We start from the raw sequence: 22,190 nt of genomic DNA on the forward strand, positions 1-22,190 counted from the left end.
ACGATCCTTGTCAGCATATTGCTCAATAGGGTACTTCGTTTCGAACAATTCCACGCTTCCTTTCGCCAGGCAAGCTGCGATTCTCAAGGCCATGCCGCCCACCGCGCAGCGGTTCGGGCCAAAGGCTTTTGTGAGGGATCGAATCATGAAGAAAATCATCGTCGTCGGAGCCGGCAAGATCGGCTCCACCATTGCAGGCATGCTCGCCGACACCGGCGACTACCATGTCACCGTCGTCGACCGCGCGGCCGCACAGCTTGCCGCGGCCGAACTTCCCGTCGGCGTCGAGGCGCTGGAACTCGACATCACCGCTCCCGGCGCGCTCGAGGCCGCGCTCGCCGGCGCCTTCGCCGTGCTGAGCGCCGCCCCCTTCCATCTGACCACCCGCATCGCCGAGGCGGCCGCCGCCACCGGCGTCCACTATCTCGACCTGACCGAGGATGTCGTCTCGACCCGCCGCGTCAAGGAGCTGGCGCGTTCAGGCAAGAGCGCCTTCATTCCGCAATGCGGCCTGGCGCCGGGCTTCATCTCCATCGTCGCCAACGATCTCGCCAGCCGTTTCGATACGCTGGAAAGCGTGCGCATGCGCGTCGGCGCGCTGCCGCAATATCCATCGAATGCGCTCAACTACAACCTGACCTGGAGCACCGACGGCGTCATCAACGAATATTGCGAGCCTTGTGAGGCGATCGTCGAGGGCGAGCTGATCGAAGTGCCGCCGCTGGAAGAGCGCGAGGAGTTCTCGCTCGACGGCGTCACCTACGAGGCCTTCAACACGTCGGGCGGGCTCGGCACCCTGGCCGAGACGCTGAAGGGCAAGGTGCGCACGCTGAACTACCGCACCATCCGCTATCCCGGCCATGCCGCAATCATGAAGGCGCTGCTCAACGACCTTGGGCTCCGCCACCGCCGCGACGTGCTGAAGGACATTTTCGAGAGCGCCTTGCCGGCAACGCTGCAGGACGTGGTCATCGTCTTCGTCACGGTGTCGGGCCGCCGCAACGGCCGCCTGCTGCAGGAAACCTACGCCAACAAGATCTACTCGCAGCGCGTCGGCGACCAGGTCCGCAGCGCCATCCAGATCACCACCGCCTCCGGCATCTGCGCCGTGCTCGACATGCTGGCCGACGGCAGCCTGCCGGCGACCGGTTTCGTCAAGCAGGAAGACATCGCGCTCGACGCCTTCCTCGCCAACCGGTTCGGCCGCGCCTATGCCCAGCACGAGATGGTGAGCCGGCTCGCGAGCTGAGGAAAATAATCTCCCCCCTTGAGGGGGAGATGGCCGGCAGGCCAGAGGGGGTCGGTTCGACTGGATGCGACCCTATTTTGCTACAGATGGAGGTTAGCGCTTCACGCGCGGCGACCCCCTCTGTCGCCTGCGGCGACATCTCCCCCTCAAGGGGGGAGATCACCCTCCTAAATATGCAGCGCGTGCCCCAGCGCCTTCAGCGCCGCTTCCTGGAATCCTTCGCCTTGCGTCGGATGCGCATGGATCGTGCCGGCGATATCCTCCAGCCGCGCGCCCATCTCCAGCGCGAGGCCGAACGCCGCCGCCAATTCAGACACCCCTTGCCCGACCGCCTGGATGCCCAGCACCAGATGATTGTCCGCGCGCGCCACGACGCGCGCGAACCCGTCCTCGCCGAGTTTGGTCATCGCCCGGCCATTGGCCGCGAAGGGGAACTGGCCGATCTTGATTTCGCCCAGCGCCTTCGCCTCTTCCGGGGTCAGGCCGGCGGTGACCAGTTCCGGGTCGGTGAAGCAGACGGCGGGAATCAACCGCTTGTCCCAGCTGCGCTTGTGGCCGGCAGCGATCTCGGCCACCATTTCGCCTTGCGCCATCGCCCGGTGCGCCAGCATCGGCTCGCCGGTGACGTCGCCAATGGCATAGATGCCGCGCATCGAGGTGCGGCACTGGTCGTCGATTTTGATGAACTTGCCGGCCATATCGAGGTCGATCTGGTCGAGCCCCCAGCCTTCGGTCACCGGCTTGCGGCCGACCGTGACCAGGATCTTGTCGGCGGCGATTTTGGCGCTCTTGCCGTCCGCGGTCTCGACCAGCAGCGCGTCGCCCTTGATCCCCTTCGCCTTGGCGCCAGTCATGACCTCGACGCCGAGCTGGGTCAGCCGCTTCACCACGGGCCGGGTGAGTTCCGCGTCATATTGCGCCAGCACACGCGGCAAGGCTTCGACCACGGTCACCGCGGCGCCCATTTTGGCGAAGGCCATGCCGAGCTCCAGCCCGATATAGCCGCCGCCGACAACCGCGAGCTTCTTCGGCACGTCGCTGAGAGCGAGCGCTTCCGTTGATGAAATCACCGGCCCGCCAAACGGCAGGAACGGCAGCTCGACCGACGCCGAGCCGGTGGCGATCACCACGGTCTCGGCGCGGATGATCTGGGTGCCGGTCTCGGTCTCGACCGCGACGGTCTTGCCGTCACGGAACGTCGCCCAGCCATAGACGGTTTTCACCTTGGCCTTTTTGAGCAGCCCGGCAACGCCACCGGTCAGCCGGCTAACAATGCCGTCTTTCCAGGCGACGGTCTTGCCGAGATCGAGCGCCGGGGCACTGACCGAGATGCCGAGCGGGCTGCTGCCGCCGGCCATATGCGAGACCGCCTCGAACTCTTCCGCCGCATGGATCAGTGCCTTGGACGGGATGCAGCCGACATTGAGGCAGGTGCCGCCCGGTTTGCCGGCTTCGACGATCACCGTATCGATGCCGAGCTGGCCGGCGCGGATGGCGCAGACATAGCCGCCTGGACCGGCGCCGATGACGAGCAGCTTGCAGGAGATTTCTTTCATGATGGCACCTTGATTGGTTGCAGCATGGGGCCTGCAAATCGTCGACCTCTGAGGTTAACCGAAACGCCCATGCCTTCGTCATCCTGGGGCGAAGCAGGAGCGAAGCGACGTCGCGAAGACCCCAGGATCCATGCCGTGACCTCCGAACGCCGCAGCGGTGCATAATTCTGTTCCGCAGCATCCTTCGGCTTCGGGCACGGCATGGATCCTCGGGTCAAGCCCGAGGATGACGAAGGCGCGGGGGCCCGCGGCCAATCGCAGATGGCGTAGGCCTGCAGTCGGGCGCTGCATTCAGGCAAAGAGCCAACTCCTTCAGCCATCGCCCTCAATCCACAAATATCAGCGCCGGTGTTTCCAGCAGCGCCTTGATGCGCTGGATGAACACCGCCGCGTCCCAGCCATCGACCACCCGGTGGTCGAAGCTCGACGACAGGTTCATCATCTTGCGCGGGACGAACTGGGTGCCGTCCCAGACCGGCCGCACCATCATCTTGTTGACGCCGACGATCGCCACTTCCGGGTGGTTGATTACCGGCGTCGTCGCCACGCCACCCATGGCGCCGAGCGAGGTGATGGTGATGGTTGATCCCGACAGCTCGTCGCGGCTGGCAGTGCCCGACTTCGCCGCCTCGGCCAGGCGGTTGAGTTCGGCTGCGCAATCCCAGAGGTCGCGCGCCTCAGCATGCTTGACCACCGGCACCACCAGCCCCGACGGCGTCTGTGCGGCGATGCCGATGTGGACGCCGCCATGCTGATGGATGATGCCGGCCTCGTCGTCGAACAGCGCGTTGATGTTGGGCTGGTCGGCAATCGCCTTGACCATCGCCCGCATCAGGAACGGCAGCAGCGTCAGCTTCGGCCTTTCGACTCCCTTGCGCTTTTCCTTGTTGAGCGCGGCCCGCAACTCCTCCAGCGCGGTGACGTCGATCTCCTCGACATAGGTGATGTGCGGAATGCGTGACTTCGCCAGCGACATTTTCTCGGCGATCTTGCGTCGGAGCCCGATGACCTTGATGTCCTCGACGCTGTCGTTGCGGGCGAGGCCCGATGCCTTCGCGACTTGCGGCCCGCGCGCCAGAAAAGCCTCGATGTCTTCATGGCTGATGCGGCCGGCCGGGCCGGTTCCCGATACCTGGCGCAGATCGATGCCTGCCTCTTTGGCCCGCAGCCGAATGGCTGGCGATGCCAAGGGCTTTTCGCCCTCCGGGCGCGGCGCGCCGGAAAGTGCTGCACCACCAGAAGCCGGCGCAGTACCCCCACCCCTAGCCCCTCCCCTCAAGGGGGAGGGGGATTCGGTCTCTGCTGCTCGTTCGCTTTTGGCTGCAGGTGATGGTGGGGTGGATTTGGCATCTGCCTTGGAGGCCGAAGCGCGTTCCCCTCCCCCTTGTGGGGAGGGGTTAGGGGTGGGGGTAGGTGTCGCCGTGGCTTCTGGCAATTTCGAGCCTTCGGCAACATTGCCTTCACCCGCCACCTTCAGCCGCACGATCGGCGAGCCGATCGCCACCGTGTCGCCGATCTCGGCGCCCAGCCAAAGAATCTCGCCATCGACCGGCGAGGGGATTTCGACCGTCGCCTTGTCGGTCATCACGGCGGCAAGCACGGAATCCTCGCGCACGAGATCGCCGACCTTGACGTGCCATTCCACAAGTTCCGCCTCGGCGACGCCTTCGCCGACATCGGGCAGCTTGATGATGTGTTCGCCCATCTTAAGCTCCCATGGTTTCGAGAAGCGCGCGGCCGACACGGGCGGGGCCTGGGAAATACTCCCACTCCTGCGCATGCGGATAGGGCGTGTCCCAGCCGGTGACGCGGGCCACCGGCGCTTCGAGGTGATAGAAACAATTCTCCTGCACCAGCGCCGAAAGCTCGGCGCCGAAGCCGGAGGTCAGCGTCGCCTCGTGCACGACCACGCAGCGCCCGGTCTTCTTCACCGAGGCGACGATGGTGTCGAGGTCGAGCGGCAGCAGGGTTCTGAGATCGATGATCTCGGCATCGATGCCGGTTTCTTCCGCGGCCGCCTGCGCGACATAGACCATGGTGCCGTAGGCCAGCATGGTGACAGCGGAGCCCTGCCTCCGGATCGCCGCCTTGCCGAGCGGCACGGTGTAGTGGCCGTCGGCAACCTCTCCCAGCTCATGCTTCGACCACGGCGTCACCGGCCGGTCGTGATGGCCGTCGAACGGGCCGTTATAGAGCCGCTTCGGCTCGAGGAAGATCACCGGATCCGGATCCTCGATCGCCGCGATCAGCAGGCCCTTGGCGTCATGCGGGTTGGACGGCACCACCGTCTTCAGACCCGACACATGAGTGAACAAGGCTTCGGGACTCTGGCTGTGCGTCTGGCCGCCGAAAATGCCACCGCCGGTCGGCATGCGCACCACGATCGGACAGGTGAAATCGCCGTTGGAGCGGTAGCGCAGCCGCGCTGCTTCCTGCGTCAGCTGGTCGTAGGCCGGGTACATGTAGTCGGCAAACTGAATTTCCACGCAGGGCTTCAGCCCATAGGCAGCCATGCCGATGGCCGAGCCGACAATGCCGGATTCGTTGATTGGCGCGTCGAAGCAGCGGCTCTTGCCGTATTTCGCCTGCAGGCCCTGCGTGCAGCGGAAGACGCCGCCGAAGAAGCCGACATCCTCGCCATAGACGATGACGCGTTCGTCGCGCGCCATCGACACATCCATGGCGTCGCGGATCGCCTCGATCATGGTTCGTCTCGGCATGGTCAGACTCCCGCCTGCTGGCGCTGGCGCCTGAGATGCGGCGGCATCTCGGCATAGAGGCCCTCGAACATGTCGCGCGTCGACGGCTTACCCCCGGCATGCAGCGTGCCGTGGCTTTCGGCTTCCTTCTGCGCCGCGATCACCGTTTCCAGGATTTCCGCCTCGGCCTGCGCGTGCCGTTCGTCCGACCAGACGCCGCGCTGGATCAGATGGTTCTTCAGCCGCACGACCGGGTCGCCGAGCGGCCAGGCATCGGACTCGGTCTTCGGCCGATAGGCCGACGGATCGTCCGAACTCGAATGCGCGCCGGCGCGGTAGGTGACATATTCGATCAGCGTCGGCCCAAGGTTCTGCCGCGCCCGCTCCGCCGCCCATTTGGCCACCGCGTGCACGGCGAGATAGTCATTGCCGTCGACGCGCAGCGACGGAATGCCGAAGCCGAGGCCGCGCGCGGCAAAGGTGCCGGAGCCGCCGCGCGCAATGCCTTGAAAGGTCGAGATCGCCCACTGGTTGTTGACGACGTTGAGGATGACCGGCGCCTTGTAGGTCGAGGCGAACACAAGTGCGGAATGGAAATCGGATTCGGCGGTCGAGCCGTCGCCGATCCAAGCCGCGGCGATTTTCGAATCGTTGGAAATCGCCGAAGCCATCGCCCAGCCGACCGCCTGGATGTATTGCGTCGCCAGATTGCCGGAGATCGAGAAGAAGCCGTGCTCCTTCGACGAGTACATGATCGGCAATTGCCGCCCTTTGAGCGGATCGGCTTCGTTGGAGTAGATCTGGTTCATCATCGTCACCATCGGATAGCCGTCGGCGATGAGCAGGCCGGCTTGCCGATAGGTCGGAAAATTCATGTCGCCCGGCGCCAGCGCCTTGCGGAAGGCGCAGCTCACCGCCTCTTCGCCCAGATGCTGCATGTAGAACGAGGTCTTGCCCTGGCGCTGCGCCATCTGCATGCGGGCATCGAAGCTGCGCAGCGTCATCATATTGCGCAGGCCTTCGAGCAGCTCCTCATCGGTGAGCAGCCCGGCCCACGGCCCGACCGCCTCCCCGTCGCGGTTCAGCACGCGAATGATCGAAAACGCCATGTCGCGGATGGTGCGCGGATCGACATCGATCTCGGGGCGAGGCGCCGAACCGGCCTTCGGGATGGGCACGTTGGAAAAGTCAGGCGTCCCGCCCGGCCGCACCTCCGGCTCCGGCACATGAAACCGCAACATCCCAGCATCGGCCATGACCTTCTCCTCCAATGTTGCCCGGTCGCGTATATCAACACATCTGCGCCGCCAGACCAGTGCGATTTCGTGAGGGCCAGAACACGCACCCATCCTCCCGGTCATCGGCCTGTTCAGGGCCGACGCGGCACGCCGCGCCAAGATGCAGATATGGCGGCGAAATTTCTTGTCGATGTTTTGCGGTGGCGCGCAATTAGGCGGAAGGTTTTGCAGGGTTTCCGGTACATAACGCACTTTACGACCTCCGGGAGCGAGGGGCCAAGGTTGGCGAACTCGCGCTTTTCCTTTCCCCCGTCGATCGGGGGAGAGGTGTCGAGCGTAGCCCGACGGAGTGGGGGTCGACCCTTGGGCGCAAGGCGATGCTTGCGCCTAGTGCCCTTCCTATGTCCGTTCGAGGCGACTGCCAGGTGGTTCCCCCACTCCGTCTCGGCTTCGCCGAGCCACCTCTCCCCCCTCCGGAGGGAGAGGAAAGGCGCCAAGGTCGGCGAACACTCCGGAGAACGTTCACTCCACGCCCGCATCATGCTAACCACCCACCATGGCACAGAAGAAAGGATACGAGGTCGATTCGTGGCTGGCGAAGCCGGACGCGCGCATCTCGATTGTCCTGCTTTACGGCCCCGACCGCGGCCTCGTCGCTGAGCGCGCCAAAGCCTTTGCCGAAAAGACCGGCCTGCCGCTCGACGACCCTTTCTCGGTGGTCCGGCTCGACGGCGCGGAGGTCGATCGCGACCAAGGTCGGCTGCTCGACGAGGCCCGCACGGTGCCGATGTTCTCCGACCGGCGGCTTTTGTGGGTGCGCAACGCCAGTGGCCAGAAGCCGCTGGCCGAAGACGTCAAGGCGCTGACGGTAGAGCCCGCGCGCGACGCCATCATCCTGATCGAGGCTGGCGATCTCAAGAAGGGTGTCGGCCTGCGCGCCATCGTCGAGGCGGCCGACACCGCCATGGCGCTGCCTTGCTATGCCGACGAGGCCCGCGACATTGACACCGTCATCGACGATGAGCTGCGCAAGGCCGGCATGTCGATGGCGCTCGACGCCCGCCAGGCGCTGCGCCGCAATCTCGGCGGAGATCGGCTCGCGTCGCGCGGCGAGATCGAAAAGCTGGTGCTTTACGCGCACGGCCAGAGGGAAATCGACCTCGACGACGTCAGGGCGATGTCCGGCGACGTCTCCAGCGCTTCCTTCGATGATGCCGTCGATGCGGTGCTGGAAGGCAAAGTCAGTGACTTCGACACCGCCTTCACCCGCCACTGCCTGTCCGGCGGCCAGCCTTTTCTTGTGCTGTCCTCGGCGATGCGGCAGTTCCAGCAGCTTCAGGTCATGCGTGGACAGATGGACTCCGCCGGCCGCAACGCCGCATCCGCGGTTGCGGGCGCAAGGCCTCCGGTCTTTTTCTCCAGGCGCAAGCTGGTGGAAAAGGCGCTCGAACGCTGGAACGTCGAAGCGCTCAGCCGCGCGTTGATCCGCCTGCAATCGGCCGTGCTACAGACCAGGCGCAGGCCGGACCTGTCCGAAGCGTTGGCGCGGCAGGCGCTGCTTGGCATTGCAGTGGAAAGCGCGAGGCTGGGGCAGCGGTAATCTCCCCCCTCGAGGGGGAGATGTCGCCGAAGGCGACAGAGGGGGTCGTCTCAGCTGCCTCGACCTCATCCTTGATGAAAAAGGGGGTCGCGCTTCACGCGATGCGACCCCTTCTGGCCTGCCGGCCGTTCGTCGCTCGAAAAGCCAAGCAATTGGCTTTCCGTCCGCTGCGCGGACCACTCCTCAACCCCCTCGAGGGGGGAGATCAGCAGCTCCACCGCTGCCTCCATCCGTCAATCCATGATCATCGCTTCCATCGGCTGGAAGGTTGGCAGCGCCTGCGGAAAGACCAACACCGCCGCGCCATACAGGAGCAGAGCGACACCCGACAGCTTTGCGATCCTCTCCCCTGACGGCAGGGTCTTTTCTGCAAAGATCAGCAAGGTGACCACAGCCATCGCAGCGATGTTCATGATCCCGAGGGGAAAAAGAGCGAGGAACAAAAGCCAGCAGCAGCCCAGGCAAAAGAGCCCATGCTCCAGACCCATGCGTACCGCGCCCCACTGACCATCGCGCCATGAGGTCAGGATGAAACCAATGGGCGTGCGGCATTTGGCCAGGCACAGATCCTTCAGCGGAGAAAGTTGATAGGCGCCTGCCAGCGACAGCAGCGCGCCGCCGATGCGCGCGGCCGTGGCGGCCGACATTCCCGCATGCGCCGCAATGAGCTCTCCGGCAGCCGCACCGGCAAAGGCGAGCGCACCCATCGCGCCCCAAAGCAGCATGTACGCAGCCACGAAAAACCAGGTCGAGACAAAAGTCTCGCCGCGTCCCCGTTTGCCGGCCTGAACGCGATGAAAGGTCAGCACCATGGGCGCGGCGGTCGGGGACATCATGGCAATCATCATGATCATCCAGACGACAAGAAACAGCGGCGCCTTCATCCCCATGGTGGGTGAGTACATGCGCATGTCCGCGTCCATGCCGATCCAGACAAGCACGGTCCACGCTGCCGCGGCGACAACAATCAGCAGCGCGAGAATGATGTTTCGCTGCAATATCAGCGCCATAAGCTAAGTCCGTTGTGGCCGGGAAGCCAGAGCAATTTCAGGAAAAATGTGAGCGGTTTTCCATCAAAACAAAGAGATAGAGCGGATCGCCGTTTCCATGAAACGGTGAGAGCGCTCTAGTGCTGGCCGGACCAATTGATCGGGGCATAGTGCCCATTTCGACGGGAATTATCCCAGCTCATGCCGTGGTCGCTGAATGTGCTGCCTTCCGCCCCCATCGCCAGAGCGAGCCAGTCGGGGTTGACGGGATGGCCGGTGGCCGCCCACATCTGCCCGTCCTCGCGCATTGTCGGCAACGGTTCGACCGCCATCTGCATGACGCCCGCAATCTGCGCCGACCGCTTCTTGCCATCGACCCGGTAGCTTATCGGCACCTTCTTGGCGCCGAGGTTCGTGCCGATCATGGGTGCCAGCACCGCCATCGGACCGCCTGCAGCGCCGGTGAAGATCGCGCCCAGCGCTTCTGTCTGCTTGTCGTCGGCCTGTTCGTCGATATACGCGGCGGCCGTCCAATTGCCGTCCGCCATCGGGCCCGGCGCGTGTGCAACCATCGCAACATTGAGGCCATCCAGCCGAACGTCACCGTATTTGCCCGTATCGATATGAAAGACCAGGCCAACGTCGCAAACGCCTTGCGTCGGCTTCGATGTCAGCTGCGCGTTGGTGGACAGCAGGCAAGGACACACGACATCGCAGTTGCAATTTTCGAAGTAACTTCCAGACAGTTGCCAACTAACCGCCATTTGCACCTCCCCACTTGCGTCAGGCGCGTCGGCATATCGCTTGGGCGAGGTGGTGCCGTTCACAAATGGTACGGCAATTGGCCCCGCCGCGACTGATCGGCACGCTAGGGCAATTAATGTAAGCAATATCTAATTTACGTTACGCCGTTGCCCGGCCCTGTCAAGAGATTGGCGAAAGCAGAGGCGATGGCTGATCTCCCCCCTTGAGGGGGAGATGTCGCCGAAGGCGACAGAGGGGGTCGCCGCGCGTGGAGCGCCAACCCTTTCGCGGCACGGAAGATGGAGGCGACTATGTCTGGCGACCCCTTCTGGCCTGCCGGCCGTCTCCCCCCTCGAGGGGGGATGCGCTGCCGCGCCGATTTCGCCAACGGCCAACGCCACAAAGAAGGGCCGGCATCGCGCCAGCCCTTCATTTGTCTATCACCAATATATCAGCGCTAAAACCTAAGCTTATGCCAAAACTTCATTTGCCGGCTAAATAGCGTGGCGCCCCAACCGTCTACCGCTCGTCCTTCAACCGCCGGCACAACTCATCAAGCTGCTCCAGGCTCCGGTAGTTCACGCGAATCGCGCCGCCCTTGCCCTTGTGCTCGATGGTCACGATCATGCCGATCGTGTCGGTCATCAGCTTTTCCAGTGCCAGCGTGTCGGCATCTTTGTCCGACCCGCCCTGCGCTGGTTTTGCCTTGGGCGGCGTGCCCCCTGCCGGCATCTGCGCCAATGCCTCGGCTTGGCGCACCGAAAGCCCTTCCTCGACAATCTGCTTGGCCAGACCGGCCGGATCCTGCGCCGTCACCAGCGTGCGGGCGTGGCCGGCCGACAACGCGCCGTCAACCAGCATGTCTCTGATGACATCGGGCAGCTTCAAAAGCCGCAGCGTGTTGGCGACATGGCTGCGGCTCTTGCCGATGACATTGCCGAGGTCGGCTTGGGTGTAGCCGTGGTCGTCGATCAGCTGCTGATAACCCAGCGCCTCCTCGACCGGGTTGAGGTCGGTGCGCTGGACGTTCTCGATGATCGCCAGTTCGAGCGCCGTGCGGTCGTTGACGTCGCGAACGATGATCGGGATCTCGGTCAGCCCGGCACGTTGCGCGGCGCGCCAGCGCCGTTCGCCGGCGATGATCTCGTAGCGGCCGGCCTGTGTTGGCGACGGCCGCGCCACCACCGGCTGCACCACGCCATGTTCGCGGATCGACTGCGCCAGGTCGGTTAGGTCGGCGTCGCCAAAATGCCGGCGCGGGTTTTTCGGGTTCGGGCTCAGGAATTCGATCGGCACCTTGCCATCGGCGCTGGCGGCCGGCTTTTCTGCCGCCACCGGACGATCGATCTCGCCGATCAGCGCCGCCAATCCCCGCCCCAGTCTTTTTCTCGAAAGGTCTTCGCTCATCTCTGTTCCAGGTCTTCAAATCGTTTCGGTATCGAATCGGCTTGGTTTATGAGCCAACCCTAATTAAGCGGCGCGCAATTTACGCTCGCGGCGGATCACTTCGGAGGCCAACTGCAGATAGGCCTGGCTGCCCGAGCACTTCAAATCATAGAGAATCGCCGGCTTGCCGTAGGACGGCGCCTCGGACACACGCACATTGCGCGGGATGATGGTCTCGTAAACCTTGTCGCCCATATGCGCCCGCACATCCTGCACCACCTGGTTGGCGAGGTTGTTGCGGCCGTCATACATGGTCAGCACGATGCCCTGGATGATCAGGTCCGGATTGATCGTGCGGCGCACCTGCTCGACCGTTTCGAGCAGTTGGCTGAGACCTTCCAGCGCGAAGAATTCGCATTGCAGCGGCACGAGAACGGAATCGGCTGCCGCCATTGAATTCAAAGTCAAAAGGTTGAGCGATGGCGGGCAGTCGATCAGCACATAGCCGAACGGCGCGCCGCGCTCGGACGCGGCACGCAGCGCATTGCGCAGCTTCAGCACCCGGTCGGGCGCCGAGGCGATTTCCATCTCGATGCCGAGCAGGTCGAGCGTCGACGGCACGATCGACAGGCCAGGCACCGCCGTCGGGATCGCCGCAGCTTCCAGGTCAAGCTCGCCGGTCAGCACGTCATAGGAGGAGACGGTGCGGTCCTTGCGGTCGATGCCGAGACCCGTCGAGGCATTGCCTTGCGGATCGAGATCGACAATCAGCACCTTTTCGCCGATGGCGGCCAGCGCCGTGGCCAGATTGATGGCGGTGGTGGTCTTGCCGACGCCGCCCTTCTGGTTGGCGACGGTGATGATGCGGGGGCCAGTTTTCATGGGTCTATGCCAAATATTCATTTCGCGGGTCGCCAAAAGGGTCGTCAAGCGGTTGCGAGAGAGGCTTACGCAGTCCGCAGATCGGTCACTTCGAGGATGACGCCATGGGCGTCGGTCATGCTCGGATGTTCTACCAGATCGAAGGCCCAGCGGTGAGTGCTTTCTTCCACTTCGGCGCGGTAATCCCGGCCTTTGTGGAACAGAGCGCGCGACCCCTTGGTCAGCCATGGCGCCGACAGATCGAGCAGGGCGGGCAGCGCCGCCAGCGCCCTGGCCGTGACAATTTCCGGCGTGGAAACAAGAGCATAGCTGTCGTCGATGCGCCGAGCGACGACCCGAGCCGGCAAACCGAACTGGCCGATCACCGCCTGCAGGAACGATGCTTTCTTGCGGTTGCTCTCGACCAGATCGATCGACGCGCCGTGCCGCTCGACCAACAGGAAAGCCAGCACCAGGCCGGGAAAACCGCCGCCCGAACCGAGATCGGCCCAGCGTTTTGCCTCAGGTGCGATTCGCGCCAGTTGCGCGCTGTCCAGAATATGCCGGCCCCAGACATCGTCGAGCGTCGACGGTGCGGCCAGGTTGATGCTGCGATTCCATTTCAGGAACAGCTGTTCGAACGCCACCAGGCGCTCGAATGTTTCACGTGAAACCGGTCCCGCAGCCTCTTGCAGGCTCGTCCATGAGGCAGCGCTCACGCGACGGCCCTTTGCGCAGCCGATTCGGCATTGCGGACATGCGCGACAATGATCGCGAGCGCCGCCGGCGTCATGCCTTCCATACGCTGCGCATCGGCAATCGAGCGCGGCTGCCGCGTCCGCATCTTCTGTTTTAGCTCATTAGAAAGTCCTGGAACATCGGCAAAATCGACAGAGGTAGGGATCAGTCGGCTTTCCTCATGCCGGATCTGAGCGACATCAGCCTGCTGGCGATCGAGGTAAACCGAATATTTCGCTTCCGTTTCGAGCCGCTCGGCCGTCTTGGCGTCGATGGCGCCGAATGCCGGCGCGACGCGGGCCAGCCAGCCAACATCGACGCCGGGATATGCGAGCAACTCATAGGCGGAGCGGCGCACACCATCCTTGTTGACCTCCAACCCATGCCGCGCCGCTTCATTCGGCGTCATTGTCGTGGCAATTGCCAGTTCGCGCGCCTTCTCAAGATCAACAGTGATCTGGTTGAACCGCTGCGTCCGCTGCACCGATGCAATCCCCAGCCGCATCGCCAGCGGCGTCAGCCGCTCATCGGCATTGTCGGCGCGCAGCGACAGCCGGAACTCAGCCCGTGAGGTAAACATGCGGTAGGGCTCGGCAATACCGCGGCTGGTGAGATCGTCGACCATCACGCCGATATAGGCCTCGGTGCGGCTGAGCACGATTTGGTCACTGGCGCCTGCGTTGCGCGCGGCATTCAGCCCGGCGAGCAGGCCTTGCGCACCGGCTTCTTCGTAACCGGTGGTGCCGTTGATCTGCCCGGCCAGGAATAGGCCGGCGATGCGCTTGGTCTCCAGCGTCGGCTCGAGTTCGCGCGGATCGACGTGGTCGTATTCGATGGCGTAGCCCGGCTGCAGCATGGTCGCCCGCTCCAGCCCCGGGATAGTCTTCAGAATGTCGAGCTGCACATCCTCGGGCAGGGAGGTCGAAATGCCATTGGGGTAGACGGTGTCGTCGTCGAGCCCTTCCGGCTCAAGGAAGATCTGATGTCCCTCGCGATCGCCGAACTTGACGATTTTGTCTTCGATCGACGGGCAATAGCGCGGCCCGACCCCTTCTATCGAGCCGGAATACATGGCCGAGCGACCGAGATTGGCGCGGATGAGGTCGTGCGTGGCCGGCGTCGTGCGGGTGATGCCGCAATGGATCTGCGGATTCTGGATCGTATCGGTCATCAACGAGAACGGCACGGGATGCTCATCCGCCGCCTGGCTTTCCAGCTCCGCCCAGTCGATGGTGCGGCCATCCAGCCGCGGCGGGGTGCCGGTCTTCAGCCGGCCGAGCGCAAAGCCGGCGCGGCTCATCGTAGCCGATAGGCCGAGGCTTGCCTGCTCATTCATGCGCCCGGCGACGATCTTCTTCTCGCCAATATGGATAAGGCCGCGCAGGAAGGTGCCGGTGGTTAGAACGACGGCGCCGCAGGCCAGTCGCCGCCCGTCGGCCAGCAGCACGGCGGCGATCCGCCCGTTGTCGATCTCGAAGTCCAGAACTTCCCCTTCGACGACGTCGAGATCGTTCTGCTGCCGAATCGCTTCCTGCATAGCCAGCCGATAAAGCTTGCGATCGGCCTGGGTGCGCGGTCCGCGCACGGCGGGGCCCTTGCGCCGGTTGAGCAGGCGGAATTGGATGCCGGCCGCGTCCGCCACCCGGCCCATCAGCCCGTCCATGGCGTCGATCTCGCGCACCAGATGGCCTTTGCCGAGCCCGCCGATTGCGGGATTGCAAGACATGACGCCGATCGTGTCGAAGCGCAGCGTGACCAGCGCCGCCCTCGCGCCGGCGCGCGCGGCAGCGCTCGCCGCCTCGCACCCGGCATGGCCGCCGCCCACCACAACCACATCATAGTGATCGATCATCTTTCGTTCCAGATTCAGAGATTGCCCGACACATGTCCCCGCGAGACGGCGCTGTCAAGGATTGCGGGCGATTCGTTTCACGTTAAACGTAAAGGAGCGCTCGGCAGCAATGTTTCACGTGAGTCACCGGGGCAGAGACCTATGACCTACACAGGCTAGTGCTGCCCCTCATCTGCCTGCCGGCATCTTCTCCCCGTGAACGGGGAGAAGGTACAGCCCAGATGCCGGCTACAACTTTAGTGGCTGGCGAAGTTCCCAGTGACAGCGTCTTTCTCCCCGTCACTATACGGGGAGAAATGTCCGGCAGGACAATGAGGGGCAGCGCTGACTTCCGTCCCATTGACGCGACCCGTTTCACGTGAACCAGCTGCACTATCGATGTTTCACGTGAGTCATCTGGTGCGACGCCGGACTGTTTCACGTGAGTCACTTCCCAATGCAAAACTGCCAGAAGATCACGTCGAGCAAATCCTCGACATCGACCGCACCGACGATGCGACCTAGTCGGTCCGCGGCAAGGCGTAGTTCTTCCGCCCGCAGTTCCTGGCCGCGTTCTTGTCCCGACAAAGCCGAGGTCAGAAAGCGCATGGTCTCCTTGAGCAACTCCACATGCCGCAACCGCGACGGCAGGATATCGCCGGCATCGCCAATCGCTGCGGCAGCGCGGCCTCCAATGTCAGCCAGCAGTTCAGCCAAACCTGTCCCATCCATGGTCGAGATCGTAGCGTCATAGGCACCAGGCCGCGGTCCACCTTTCAGCAGATCGACCTTGGTGCCGATTCTCAGAGCTGGGGTGCCCTTCGGCGTGTCTCCAATCGCAACTGGATTCGCCAGATCTTCTAGCAGCAGCATCAGATCCGCCGTCCGCGCCTTGGCGCGCGCCTTCTCGATGCCGATGGCTTCCACCTTGCCCGGCGCTTCGCGCAGGCCCGCCGTGTCGGTCACCCTTACCCGCACGCCGTTGAGGTCCAGCACCACCTCAAGCAAATCCCGCGTCGTGCCTGGCTCATCGGTGACAATCGCCGCCTCGCGCCGGGCAAGCGCGTTGAACAGACTGGACTTGCCGGCATTGGGTGCGCCGAGGATAACCACCTCGAAACCGTCGCGAATAATTTCCGCGGCATGGAAACCATCGATATGGCGGCCGATCTCATCAATCATCGCCCGGACATCCGACCAGACCGTATCCGAAACCGACCCGGGGACATCCTCCTCGTCAGAGAAGTCGATCTCGGCCTCAATCATTGCCCGTGCATGAATTAGCCGCCGGCGCCATCCGAGATAGAGCGCGCTCTGCGCGCCCTCGGCATTTTGCACCGCAAAGCGGCGCTGCGCCTCGGTTTCGGCGTTGACGAGATCGGCCAGCGCCTCCGTCTCGACCAGATCGAGCTTGCCGTTGAGAAAGGCGCGCCGGGTGAATTCGCCGGGCTCGGCATGGCGCACCCCATCAAAACTCGCAATCGTCTCCAGCATCTTGCCGGCAACGGCGCGGCCGCCATGGACATGGAACTCGGCGACATCCTCGCCGGTAAAACTGTTCGGCCCGGGAAAAAACAGCACCAGGCCGTGGTCGATCAGTGACCCGTCGGCCGCCCGGAACTTGCGCAAGGCGGCAACACGGTCCTCAACCATGCTTCCGGCAATCGTTTCGACAACGAATCGAGTCTTCGGTCCGGAAATGCGAATGACAGCAATGCCGGCGGGGAGGCGGCCGCTGGACAGCGCAACTATCGAATCGCCTGAAATCATTTGCCCGCTCTAGCCAATCGCCCTAGCTTGAATTTTATCCCGACACCGCCCAACCGAGCTTGCCCGCCCGTGACCTTGCCTGCGCAAAACCTGCTTGCCGAAGAAGCCAGCCCCTATCTGCAGCAGCACAGCGGCAATCCCGTGCATTGGCGGGCCTGGTCGCCGGCGGCACTGGCGGAAGCCAAGGCTTTGCAGCGGCCGATCCTGCTCTCGATCGGCTACGCCGCCTGCCACTGGTGCCATGTCATGGCGCATGAAAGTTTCGAAAACGACCAGGTCGCCGCCGTCATGAACCGGCTGTTCGTCAATATCAAGGTCGATCGCGAGGAACGGCCGGACATCGACCAGATCTATATGGCCGCTCTGTCGTCGATGGGCGAGCAGGGCGGCTGGCCGCTGACCATGTTCCTCAACCCGGACGGCAAGCCGTTCTGGGGCGGCACTTATTTCCCGCGCGAGGCCCGTTATGGCCGCCCGGGCTTCGTCCAGGTTATGGAAGCCGTCGACAAGGCCTGGCGCGAGAAGCGGGAAAGCCTGGACCAGAGCGCCGCCGGCTTGACCAATCATGTCGAGGCGCGCCTGGCCGGCGTCCACGCCAAGGCCGTGCTCGACAAGGAGACGCTCAGCGATCTTGCCGGCCGCATTGACGGCATGATCGACCGCGATCTCGGCGGCTTGCGCGGCGCGCCAAAGTTTCCCAACGCGCCGTTCATGCACACGCTGTGGCTGTCCTGGCTGCGCGACGGCGCGGCTTCCCATCGCGACGCCGTTCTCATCAGCCTGGAAAAGATGCTGGCCGGCGGCATTTACGACCATATCGGCGGGGGCTTGAGCCGTTACTCCACGGATGCCGAGTGGCTGGTGCCGCATTTCGAAAAGATGCTCTACGACAATGCCCAGCTCATCCGCCTGTGCAACTGGGCCTATGCCCCGACCGGTAACGATTTGTTCCGGATACGAATCGAAGACACGGTCGCCTGGCTGCTGCGCGAAATGCGCGTCGATGGCGGCGCCTTCGCCGCCAGCCTCGATGCCGACAGCGACGGCGAGGAGGGGCTTTTCTACACCTGGAGCAAGGATGAGATCGACACCGTGCTCGGCGACGATTCGACCTTGTTTTTCAAATACTTTACGCTCTCAGCGCCGCATGGCTGGGAAGGCAGGCCGATTGTCCATCAGACGGATGCACAGCAAAGCCAAAGCGTGCCTGACCGGAATGTATTGGTCCCGCTCAAGGAAAAGCTGCTGGCGGCACGGGAGCAGCGCGTCCGGCCGGGTAGGGACGGCAAGGCGCTAACCGACTGGAACGGCCTGATGATCGCGGCGCTCGCCGAAGCCGGCCGATCGCTGGGCCGGCGCGACTGGATCGCCGCGGCCGCAACGGCGTTCGATCACATTGCCCAAGCCAGCCAGGACGGCCGCCTGCCTCACTCCATGCTCGGCGCCAAGAAACTGTTTCCGGCGCTGTCCAGCGACTATGTCGCAATGACCAATGCGGCGATTGCGTTGTTCGAAGCGACAGGCGACTCAAGCTACGTCGATCGAGCGAGGCAGTTCATCGACCAGCTCGACCGCTGGCACCGGGATGGCGACGGGACCGGCTATTATTTGACGGCGTCCGACAGCATCGATGTGCCGATCCGAATCCGCGGCGATGTCGACGAGGCGATTTCTTCGGCCACCAGCCAGATCATCGAAGCCCTGGTGCGGCTGGCCTCGGTTATCGGCGATCTCGATCTGCAGGACAAAGCGTGGCGGGTCGCCGAACACGCCATGGGGCGGGCAGGGCAGCAGTCCTATGGCCAGGCCGGCATCATTAACGCCTGTACCCTGGCGCTCGAGCCATTGAAGCTGGTGCTGGTCGATTCATCAGAGAGTCCAAGCCTCGTTCCGGTTGCGAATCGGAATCCTGACCCGCGTCGGATCGACATCGTCGTGGCAATCGGAACGGATGCGAATCGACCGATTTTGCCGGGTGGTGTCTTGCCTCCGACCGATCGACCGGGTGCATGGCTGTGCACGGGGCAGGTGTGCCTGCCGGCGGTGACGGATGTTGGGGAGCTGGAGCGGCTGTTGCGGCGAAGGTAGCGCGTCTTACCCTCCCCCTGGTGGGGAGGGTCGGCTCATGATCGTAGCGGAGCGGGGGGATCGTGAGACGGGGTGGGGGTGCTCGTAAAGCGCTGCCTTGGCGCGGACCCCACCCCGCTCCGCTTCGCGGATCGACCCTCCCCACAAGGGGGAGGGTAAGAAACCTACGTATTCATCGAATCGAAGAAATCCGCATTCGTCTTGGTCTGCTTCAGCTTGTCGATGAGGAACTCGATCGCGTCGGTGGTGCCCATCGGCGCCAGGATGCGGCGCAGAACGAAAATCTTCTGCAGATCCTGCTTGGAGACCAGCAGGTCTTCCTTGCGGGTGCCGGACTTCAAGATATCCATGGCCGGATAGATGCGCTTGTCGGCGACCTTGCGGTCGAGCTGGATTTCGCAGTTGCCAGTGCCCTTGAACTCTTCGAAGATGACTTCGTCCATACGGCTGCCAGTGTCGATCAGCGCGGTGGCGATGATGGTCAGCGAGCCGCCTTCCTCGATGTTGCGCGCCGCGCCGAAGAAGCGCTTCGGTCGCTGCAGCGCATTGGCGTCGACACCGCCGGTCAGCACCTTGCCGGATGACGGCACCACGGTGTTGTAAGCGCGGCCGAGGCGGGTGATCGAATCGAGCAGGATGACGACGTCGCGGCCATGCTCGACCAGGCGCTTGGCCTTCTCGATGACCATTTCGGCGACCTGGACGTGACGCACCGCCGGTTCGTCGAAGGTCGAGGAGATAACCTCGCCCTTCACCGAGCGCTGCATGTCGGTCACTTCCTCGGGCCGCTCGTCGATCAGAAGCACGATCAGATAGCATTCCGGATGGTTGGCGGTGATCGAATGCGCGATGTTCTGCATCAGCACGGTTTTACCGGTGCGCGGCTGCGCGTTGATCAGCGCGCGCTGTCCCTTGCCGATCGGCGCCACCAGGTCGATGACGCGCGGCGAGATGTCCTTGCTGGTCGGATTGTCGATCTCCATCTTCAGCCGCTTGGTCGGATAGAGCGGCGTCAGATTGTCGAAGTGGATCTTGTGACGGATCTTTTCGGGATCGTCGAAATTGATGGTGTTGACCTTGAGCAGGGCGAAATAGCGCTCGCCCTCTTTCGGGCTGCGGATCGGCCCTTCGACGGTGTCGCCGGTCTTCAGCGAGAAGCGTCGGATCTGCGAGGGCGAGATGTAGATATCGTCGGGACCGGGCAGGTAGTTGGCGTTGGCGGAGCGCAGGAAACCGAAACCGTCCTGCAGCACCTCGACCACACCGTCACCGATGATCTCGATTTCCTGGGCGGCCAGTTTCTTCAGGATGGCAAACATCAGCTCCTGCTTGCGCATGACGCTGGCGTTTTCTACCTCGAGCGATTCGGCATAAGCGATCAGCTCTGGCGGTTTCTTGTTCTTGAACTCTGCGAGTTTCATTTCTTGCATAGACGGACTCTGAGTAGGCTTTTTGAGGGAAATATCGGCTGGATGCGACAAATGCCGGGCGCGGCCGAAAATCGAAATGGGCGGCGCATGACGGGAAGGAAGACCCGTCTTGTATCGTCGGTCGTTTGAAAGAGCAAGCTGCGTTTTGTGGCGCCGATAAAAGCAATTCCAAGAAAAGTGTTGGCGGTTTTCCGTCCGGAATTGCGTCAGACAAGCGCCTAAAACGGCTTGACCACAACCAGGATCACAATGGCGATCATCAGCAATGTGGGGATCTCGTTGACGATCCGCCAGTGCCTCGCCGGTTTTTCGTTGCGATCCTCAGCAAATTTGCGGACAGCGCCCGCCAAATACCCATGCACGCCCGATAACAGAAGCACCAAGCCAATCTTGGCGTGCAGCCAGCCGCCGTGAAAACCGAAGATCTTCCAGGCCATCCACAGGCCGAACACCCAGGTGATGACCATGGCCGGATTGATGATGCCGCGCAGCAGGCGCCGCTCCATCACCTTGAAGGTTTCAGACTGAACCGAGCCTTTCTCGGCATCGGCGTGGTAGACCAGCAGCCGCGGCAGGTAGAGCATGCCCGCCATCCAGGCGATGACAGCAAGGATATGGATCGCCTTCGCCCAAGGATAGAAATCGTCAGACGCGACAAGAAACAGAAGTGCGGTGAGAACCACCAGGACAACAATGCCGATGGTCATGCGCATCATCGCCTGACCCATGCCGCTGGCAGCGTTACCCGTGTTGTCTGAATGAGCCATCAGCGTGTCGCACTCCGCACCTGCTTCACCATAGCTTCGACATGCGCCACCGGCGTCTCCGGCGTGATGCCGTGGCCGAGATTGAAAATCAGCGGCCCGTCGCCCAGCGCCTTGAGGATCGCATCGACGCCATCGGACAGAGCTTTGCCGCCAGCCACGAGCCGCAAGGGATCGAGATTGCCTTGCACGGCGCCACCGGCCTGCAATGCCTTCGCCGCGTCCAGGGGTACCGTCCAGTCGATCCCCAGCCCCGTTACACCGGTCTTCTCACGATAGTTTTGGTAGCGGGTGCCGGCGCCCTTGGGAAAACCGATGATCGGAACGTCTGGATGGACCGCCTTCACCTGCCGGACGATCTCCGCCACGGGCTGCACGCAGAACAAGTCGAACGACGCATCGTCGAGCACACCGGACCAGGAATCGAAAATCTGCACTACGTCAGCGCCGGCCTCGATCTGACGGATAAGATAGGCCGCCGAATGATCGGCGAGTACTTTCAAAAGCTGTTGGAACGCCACCGGCTCGCGATAGGCAAACAGCCTGGCCGGCGCCTGGTCAGGCGTGCCATGGCCGGCGATCATATAGGTCGCCACTGTCCACGGCGCGCCGCAGAAGCCGATCAATGTCGTCTCGTCAGGCAGTTTTGCCCGCAATCGGCGAACCGTCTCGTAGACCGGTTCGAGATTCACGTGAAACGTTTCGCCGTCGAGGGCAGAAATCTCCGTCGCGGTGATCGGCGTCAGCAGCGGTCCGCGGCCCTCCTCGAAGCGCACGTCACGGCCCAGCGCATGCGGCACGACCAGAATGTCGGAGAACAGGATCGAGGCATCAAAGCCGAAGCGTTCGATCGGCTGCAGCGTCACTTCGACGGCGAGGTCCGGATTGTAGCAGAGATCGAGGAAGGATCCGGCGCGATTCCGGGTCTCGCGATACTCCGGCAGATAGCGCCCGGCCTGACGCATCATCCAGAGTGGCGGCGGAAACGCTGCCTTGCCTCTCAGCACGTCCAGCATGATGCGGTTCTCGGGCATTGAGCGCTCTCTTCCCTGCCTTCTCTTATAATTAAATAGTCTATTTCTAGAATCTTCTGATTCTAAGAGTCTGTTGGTTGTGGTGGTTGTCACCTGTCCCGCTTTGCCCTCGAAAAGGCCAGCCAGCATATTGTCGCGTGCTTCTCTCAGGGGATTGGCGGAGAGTGTGGATGACCGGGATTCCATCACTGGAGTCAAGGGCTTGACGCCAGC

18 protein-coding genes are annotated in these 22,190 nt (G+C 63.2%); 3 read left to right on the forward strand and 15 right to left on the reverse strand.

The genetic code is table 11. The annotated features are described in order from the left end of the window. The first annotated feature begins 145 nt into the window (after positions 1 to 145). Entirely contained in the window at positions 146 to 1,249 is a 1,104-nt protein-coding gene (locus tag AC04SH_RS05420) for a saccharopine dehydrogenase family protein (RefSeq protein WP_488574215.1), read from the forward strand. A 167-nt stretch (positions 1,250 to 1,416) separates the two neighbouring features. On the opposite strand, the gene lpdA is transcribed toward AC04SH_RS05420, so the two are convergent. From lpdA to AC04SH_RS05440, 4 genes are all read right to left on the reverse strand, one after another. After that, positions 1,417 to 2,805, reverse strand: coding sequence for a dihydrolipoyl dehydrogenase (lpdA, locus tag AC04SH_RS05425; RefSeq protein WP_488574216.1), 1,389 nt, complete (start codon positions 2,803 to 2,805; stop codon positions 1,417 to 1,419). A gap of 325 nt (positions 2,806 to 3,130) precedes the next feature. After that, a complete protein-coding gene (locus AC04SH_RS05430; protein ID WP_488574217.1) occupies positions 3,131 to 4,510 on the reverse strand; it encodes a dihydrolipoamide acetyltransferase family protein in 1,380 nt (459 codons plus the stop codon). A 1-nt stretch (position 4,511) separates the two neighbouring features. After that, on the reverse strand, positions 4,512 to 5,525 hold the full coding sequence (locus tag AC04SH_RS05435; protein ID WP_488574218.1) for an alpha-ketoacid dehydrogenase subunit beta: 1,014 nt from the start codon (positions 5,523 to 5,525) through the stop codon (positions 4,512 to 4,514). A gap of 2 nt (positions 5,526 to 5,527) precedes the next feature. Then, positions 5,528 to 6,760: a 3-methyl-2-oxobutanoate dehydrogenase (2-methylpropanoyl-transferring) subunit alpha gene (locus AC04SH_RS05440; protein ID WP_477232370.1), complete on the reverse strand. Its 1,233-nt coding sequence runs from the start codon at positions 6,758 to 6,760 to the stop codon at positions 5,528 to 5,530. 538 nt (positions 6,761 to 7,298) lie between these two features. Here AC04SH_RS05440 and holA point away from each other — a divergent pair. Next, positions 7,299 to 8,342 carry a DNA polymerase III subunit delta gene (gene holA / locus AC04SH_RS05445; RefSeq protein ID WP_488574219.1) on the forward strand — a complete coding sequence of 348 codons (1,044 nt, stop codon included), beginning with the start codon at positions 7,299 to 7,301 and terminating at the stop codon, positions 8,340 to 8,342. Between the two features lie 65 nt (positions 8,343 to 8,407). Here the strand turns inward: holA and AC04SH_RS05450 are convergent, their stop codons facing one another. The 8 genes from AC04SH_RS05450 to mnmE form a co-directional block, all read right to left on the reverse strand. Then, entirely contained in the window at positions 8,408 to 8,560 is a 153-nt protein-coding gene (locus tag AC04SH_RS05450) for a hypothetical protein (RefSeq protein ID WP_488574220.1), read from the reverse strand. 15 nt (positions 8,561 to 8,575) lie between these two features. Beyond that, a complete protein-coding gene (locus tag AC04SH_RS05455; protein ID WP_488574221.1) occupies positions 8,576 to 9,352 on the reverse strand; it encodes a DUF2182 domain-containing protein in 777 nt (258 codons plus the stop codon). A gap of 116 nt (positions 9,353 to 9,468) precedes the next feature. Then, entirely contained in the window at positions 9,469 to 10,101 is a 633-nt protein-coding gene (locus tag AC04SH_RS05460; RefSeq protein ID WP_488574256.1) for a DUF1326 domain-containing protein, read from the reverse strand. 493 nt (positions 10,102 to 10,594) lie between these two features. Continuing rightward, complete coding sequence (locus AC04SH_RS05465) at positions 10,595 to 11,482, reverse strand: ParB/RepB/Spo0J family partition protein (protein ID WP_488574222.1); 888 nt, start codon at positions 11,480 to 11,482, stop codon at positions 10,595 to 10,597. A gap of 63 nt (positions 11,483 to 11,545) precedes the next feature. Further along, entirely contained in the window at positions 11,546 to 12,343 is a 798-nt protein-coding gene (locus AC04SH_RS05470) for a ParA family protein (protein ID WP_112560215.1), read from the reverse strand. A gap of 65 nt (positions 12,344 to 12,408) precedes the next feature. After that, positions 12,409 to 13,041, reverse strand: coding sequence for a 16S rRNA (guanine(527)-N(7))-methyltransferase RsmG (gene rsmG / locus AC04SH_RS05475; RefSeq protein WP_488574223.1), 633 nt, complete (start codon positions 13,039 to 13,041; stop codon positions 12,409 to 12,411). Further along, positions 13,038 to 14,912, reverse strand: a complete 1,875-nt coding sequence (gene mnmG, locus AC04SH_RS05480; protein ID WP_488574224.1) for a tRNA uridine-5-carboxymethylaminomethyl(34) synthesis enzyme MnmG — start codon at positions 14,910 to 14,912, stop codon at positions 13,038 to 13,040. Before mnmG ends, rsmG begins: the two co-directional genes overlap by 4 nt. 426 nt (positions 14,913 to 15,338) lie before the next feature. Further along, the gene (mnmE, locus tag AC04SH_RS05485) at positions 15,339 to 16,661 is read right to left on the reverse strand and encodes a tRNA uridine-5-carboxymethylaminomethyl(34) synthesis GTPase MnmE (protein ID WP_488574225.1); all 1,323 of its coding nucleotides are present in this window, start codon (positions 16,659 to 16,661) and stop codon (positions 15,339 to 15,341) included. A gap of 69 nt (positions 16,662 to 16,730) precedes the next feature. On the opposite strand from mnmE, the gene AC04SH_RS05490 reads away from it, so the two are divergent. After that, complete coding sequence (locus tag AC04SH_RS05490) at positions 16,731 to 18,749, forward strand: thioredoxin domain-containing protein (RefSeq protein WP_488574226.1); 2,019 nt, start codon at positions 16,731 to 16,733, stop codon at positions 18,747 to 18,749. A gap of 164 nt (positions 18,750 to 18,913) precedes the next feature. Here AC04SH_RS05490 and rho read toward each other — a convergent pair whose 3' ends face one another. The 3 genes from rho to hemE form a co-directional block, all read right to left on the reverse strand. Beyond that, positions 18,914 to 20,179, reverse strand: coding sequence for a transcription termination factor Rho (gene rho / locus AC04SH_RS05495; protein WP_112560220.1), 1,266 nt, complete (start codon positions 20,177 to 20,179; stop codon positions 18,914 to 18,916). 218 nt (positions 20,180 to 20,397) lie between these two features. Then, positions 20,398 to 20,946, reverse strand: a complete 549-nt coding sequence (gene hemJ / locus AC04SH_RS05500; protein ID WP_488574227.1) for a protoporphyrinogen oxidase HemJ — start codon at positions 20,944 to 20,946, stop codon at positions 20,398 to 20,400. Then, positions 20,946 to 21,977 carry a uroporphyrinogen decarboxylase gene (hemE, locus tag AC04SH_RS05505; protein ID WP_488574228.1) on the reverse strand — a complete coding sequence of 344 codons (1,032 nt, stop codon included), beginning with the start codon at positions 21,975 to 21,977 and terminating at the stop codon, positions 20,946 to 20,948. Before hemE ends, hemJ begins: the two co-directional genes overlap by 1 nt. Positions 21,978 to 22,190: the final 213 nt, after the last annotated feature.

The sequence above is a fragment of the Mesorhizobium sp. CNPSo 4688 genome (genome assembly GCF_057784295.1).

Bases quoted from the DNA above. Each gene is read 5' to 3' on its own strand.
- AC04SH_RS05430 (WP_488574217.1), bottom strand. From the start codon at position 4,510: ATGGGCGAACACATCATCAAGCTGCCCGATGTCGGCGAAGGCGTCGCC.
- AC04SH_RS05465 (WP_488574222.1), bottom strand. From the start codon at position 11,482: ATGAGCGAAGACCTTTCGAGAAAAAGACTGGGGCGGGGATTGGCGGCG.
- AC04SH_RS05455 (WP_488574221.1), bottom strand. From the start codon at position 9,352: ATGGCGCTGATATTGCAGCGAAACATCATTCTCGCGCTGCTGATTGTT.
- mnmG (WP_488574224.1), bottom strand. From the start codon at position 14,912: ATGATCGATCACTATGATGTGGTTGTGGTGGGCGGCGGCCATGCCGGG.
- AC04SH_RS05470 (WP_112560215.1), bottom strand. From the start codon at position 12,343: ATGAAAACTGGCCCCCGCATCATCACCGTCGCCAACCAGAAGGGCGGC.
- rho (WP_112560220.1), bottom strand. From the start codon at position 20,179: ATGCAAGAAATGAAACTCGCAGAGTTCAAGAACAAGAAACCGCCAGAG.
- mnmE (WP_488574225.1), bottom strand. From the start codon at position 16,661: ATGATTTCAGGCGATTCGATAGTTGCGCTGTCCAGCGGCCGCCTCCCC.
- hemJ (WP_488574227.1), bottom strand. From the start codon at position 20,946: ATGGCTCATTCAGACAACACGGGTAACGCTGCCAGCGGCATGGGTCAG.
- AC04SH_RS05440 (WP_477232370.1), bottom strand. From the start codon at position 6,760: ATGGCCGATGCTGGGATGTTGCGGTTTCATGTGCCGGAGCCGGAGGTG.
- AC04SH_RS05435 (WP_488574218.1), bottom strand. From the start codon at position 5,525: ATGCCGAGACGAACCATGATCGAGGCGATCCGCGACGCCATGGATGTG.
- holA (WP_488574219.1), top strand. From the start codon at position 7,299: ATGGCACAGAAGAAAGGATACGAGGTCGATTCGTGGCTGGCGAAGCCG.
- AC04SH_RS05420 (WP_488574215.1), top strand. From the start codon at position 146: ATGAAGAAAATCATCGTCGTCGGAGCCGGCAAGATCGGCTCCACCATT.
- lpdA (WP_488574216.1), bottom strand. From the start codon at position 2,805: ATGAAAGAAATCTCCTGCAAGCTGCTCGTCATCGGCGCCGGTCCAGGC.
- hemE (WP_488574228.1), bottom strand. From the start codon at position 21,977: ATGCCCGAGAACCGCATCATGCTGGACGTGCTGAGAGGCAAGGCAGCG.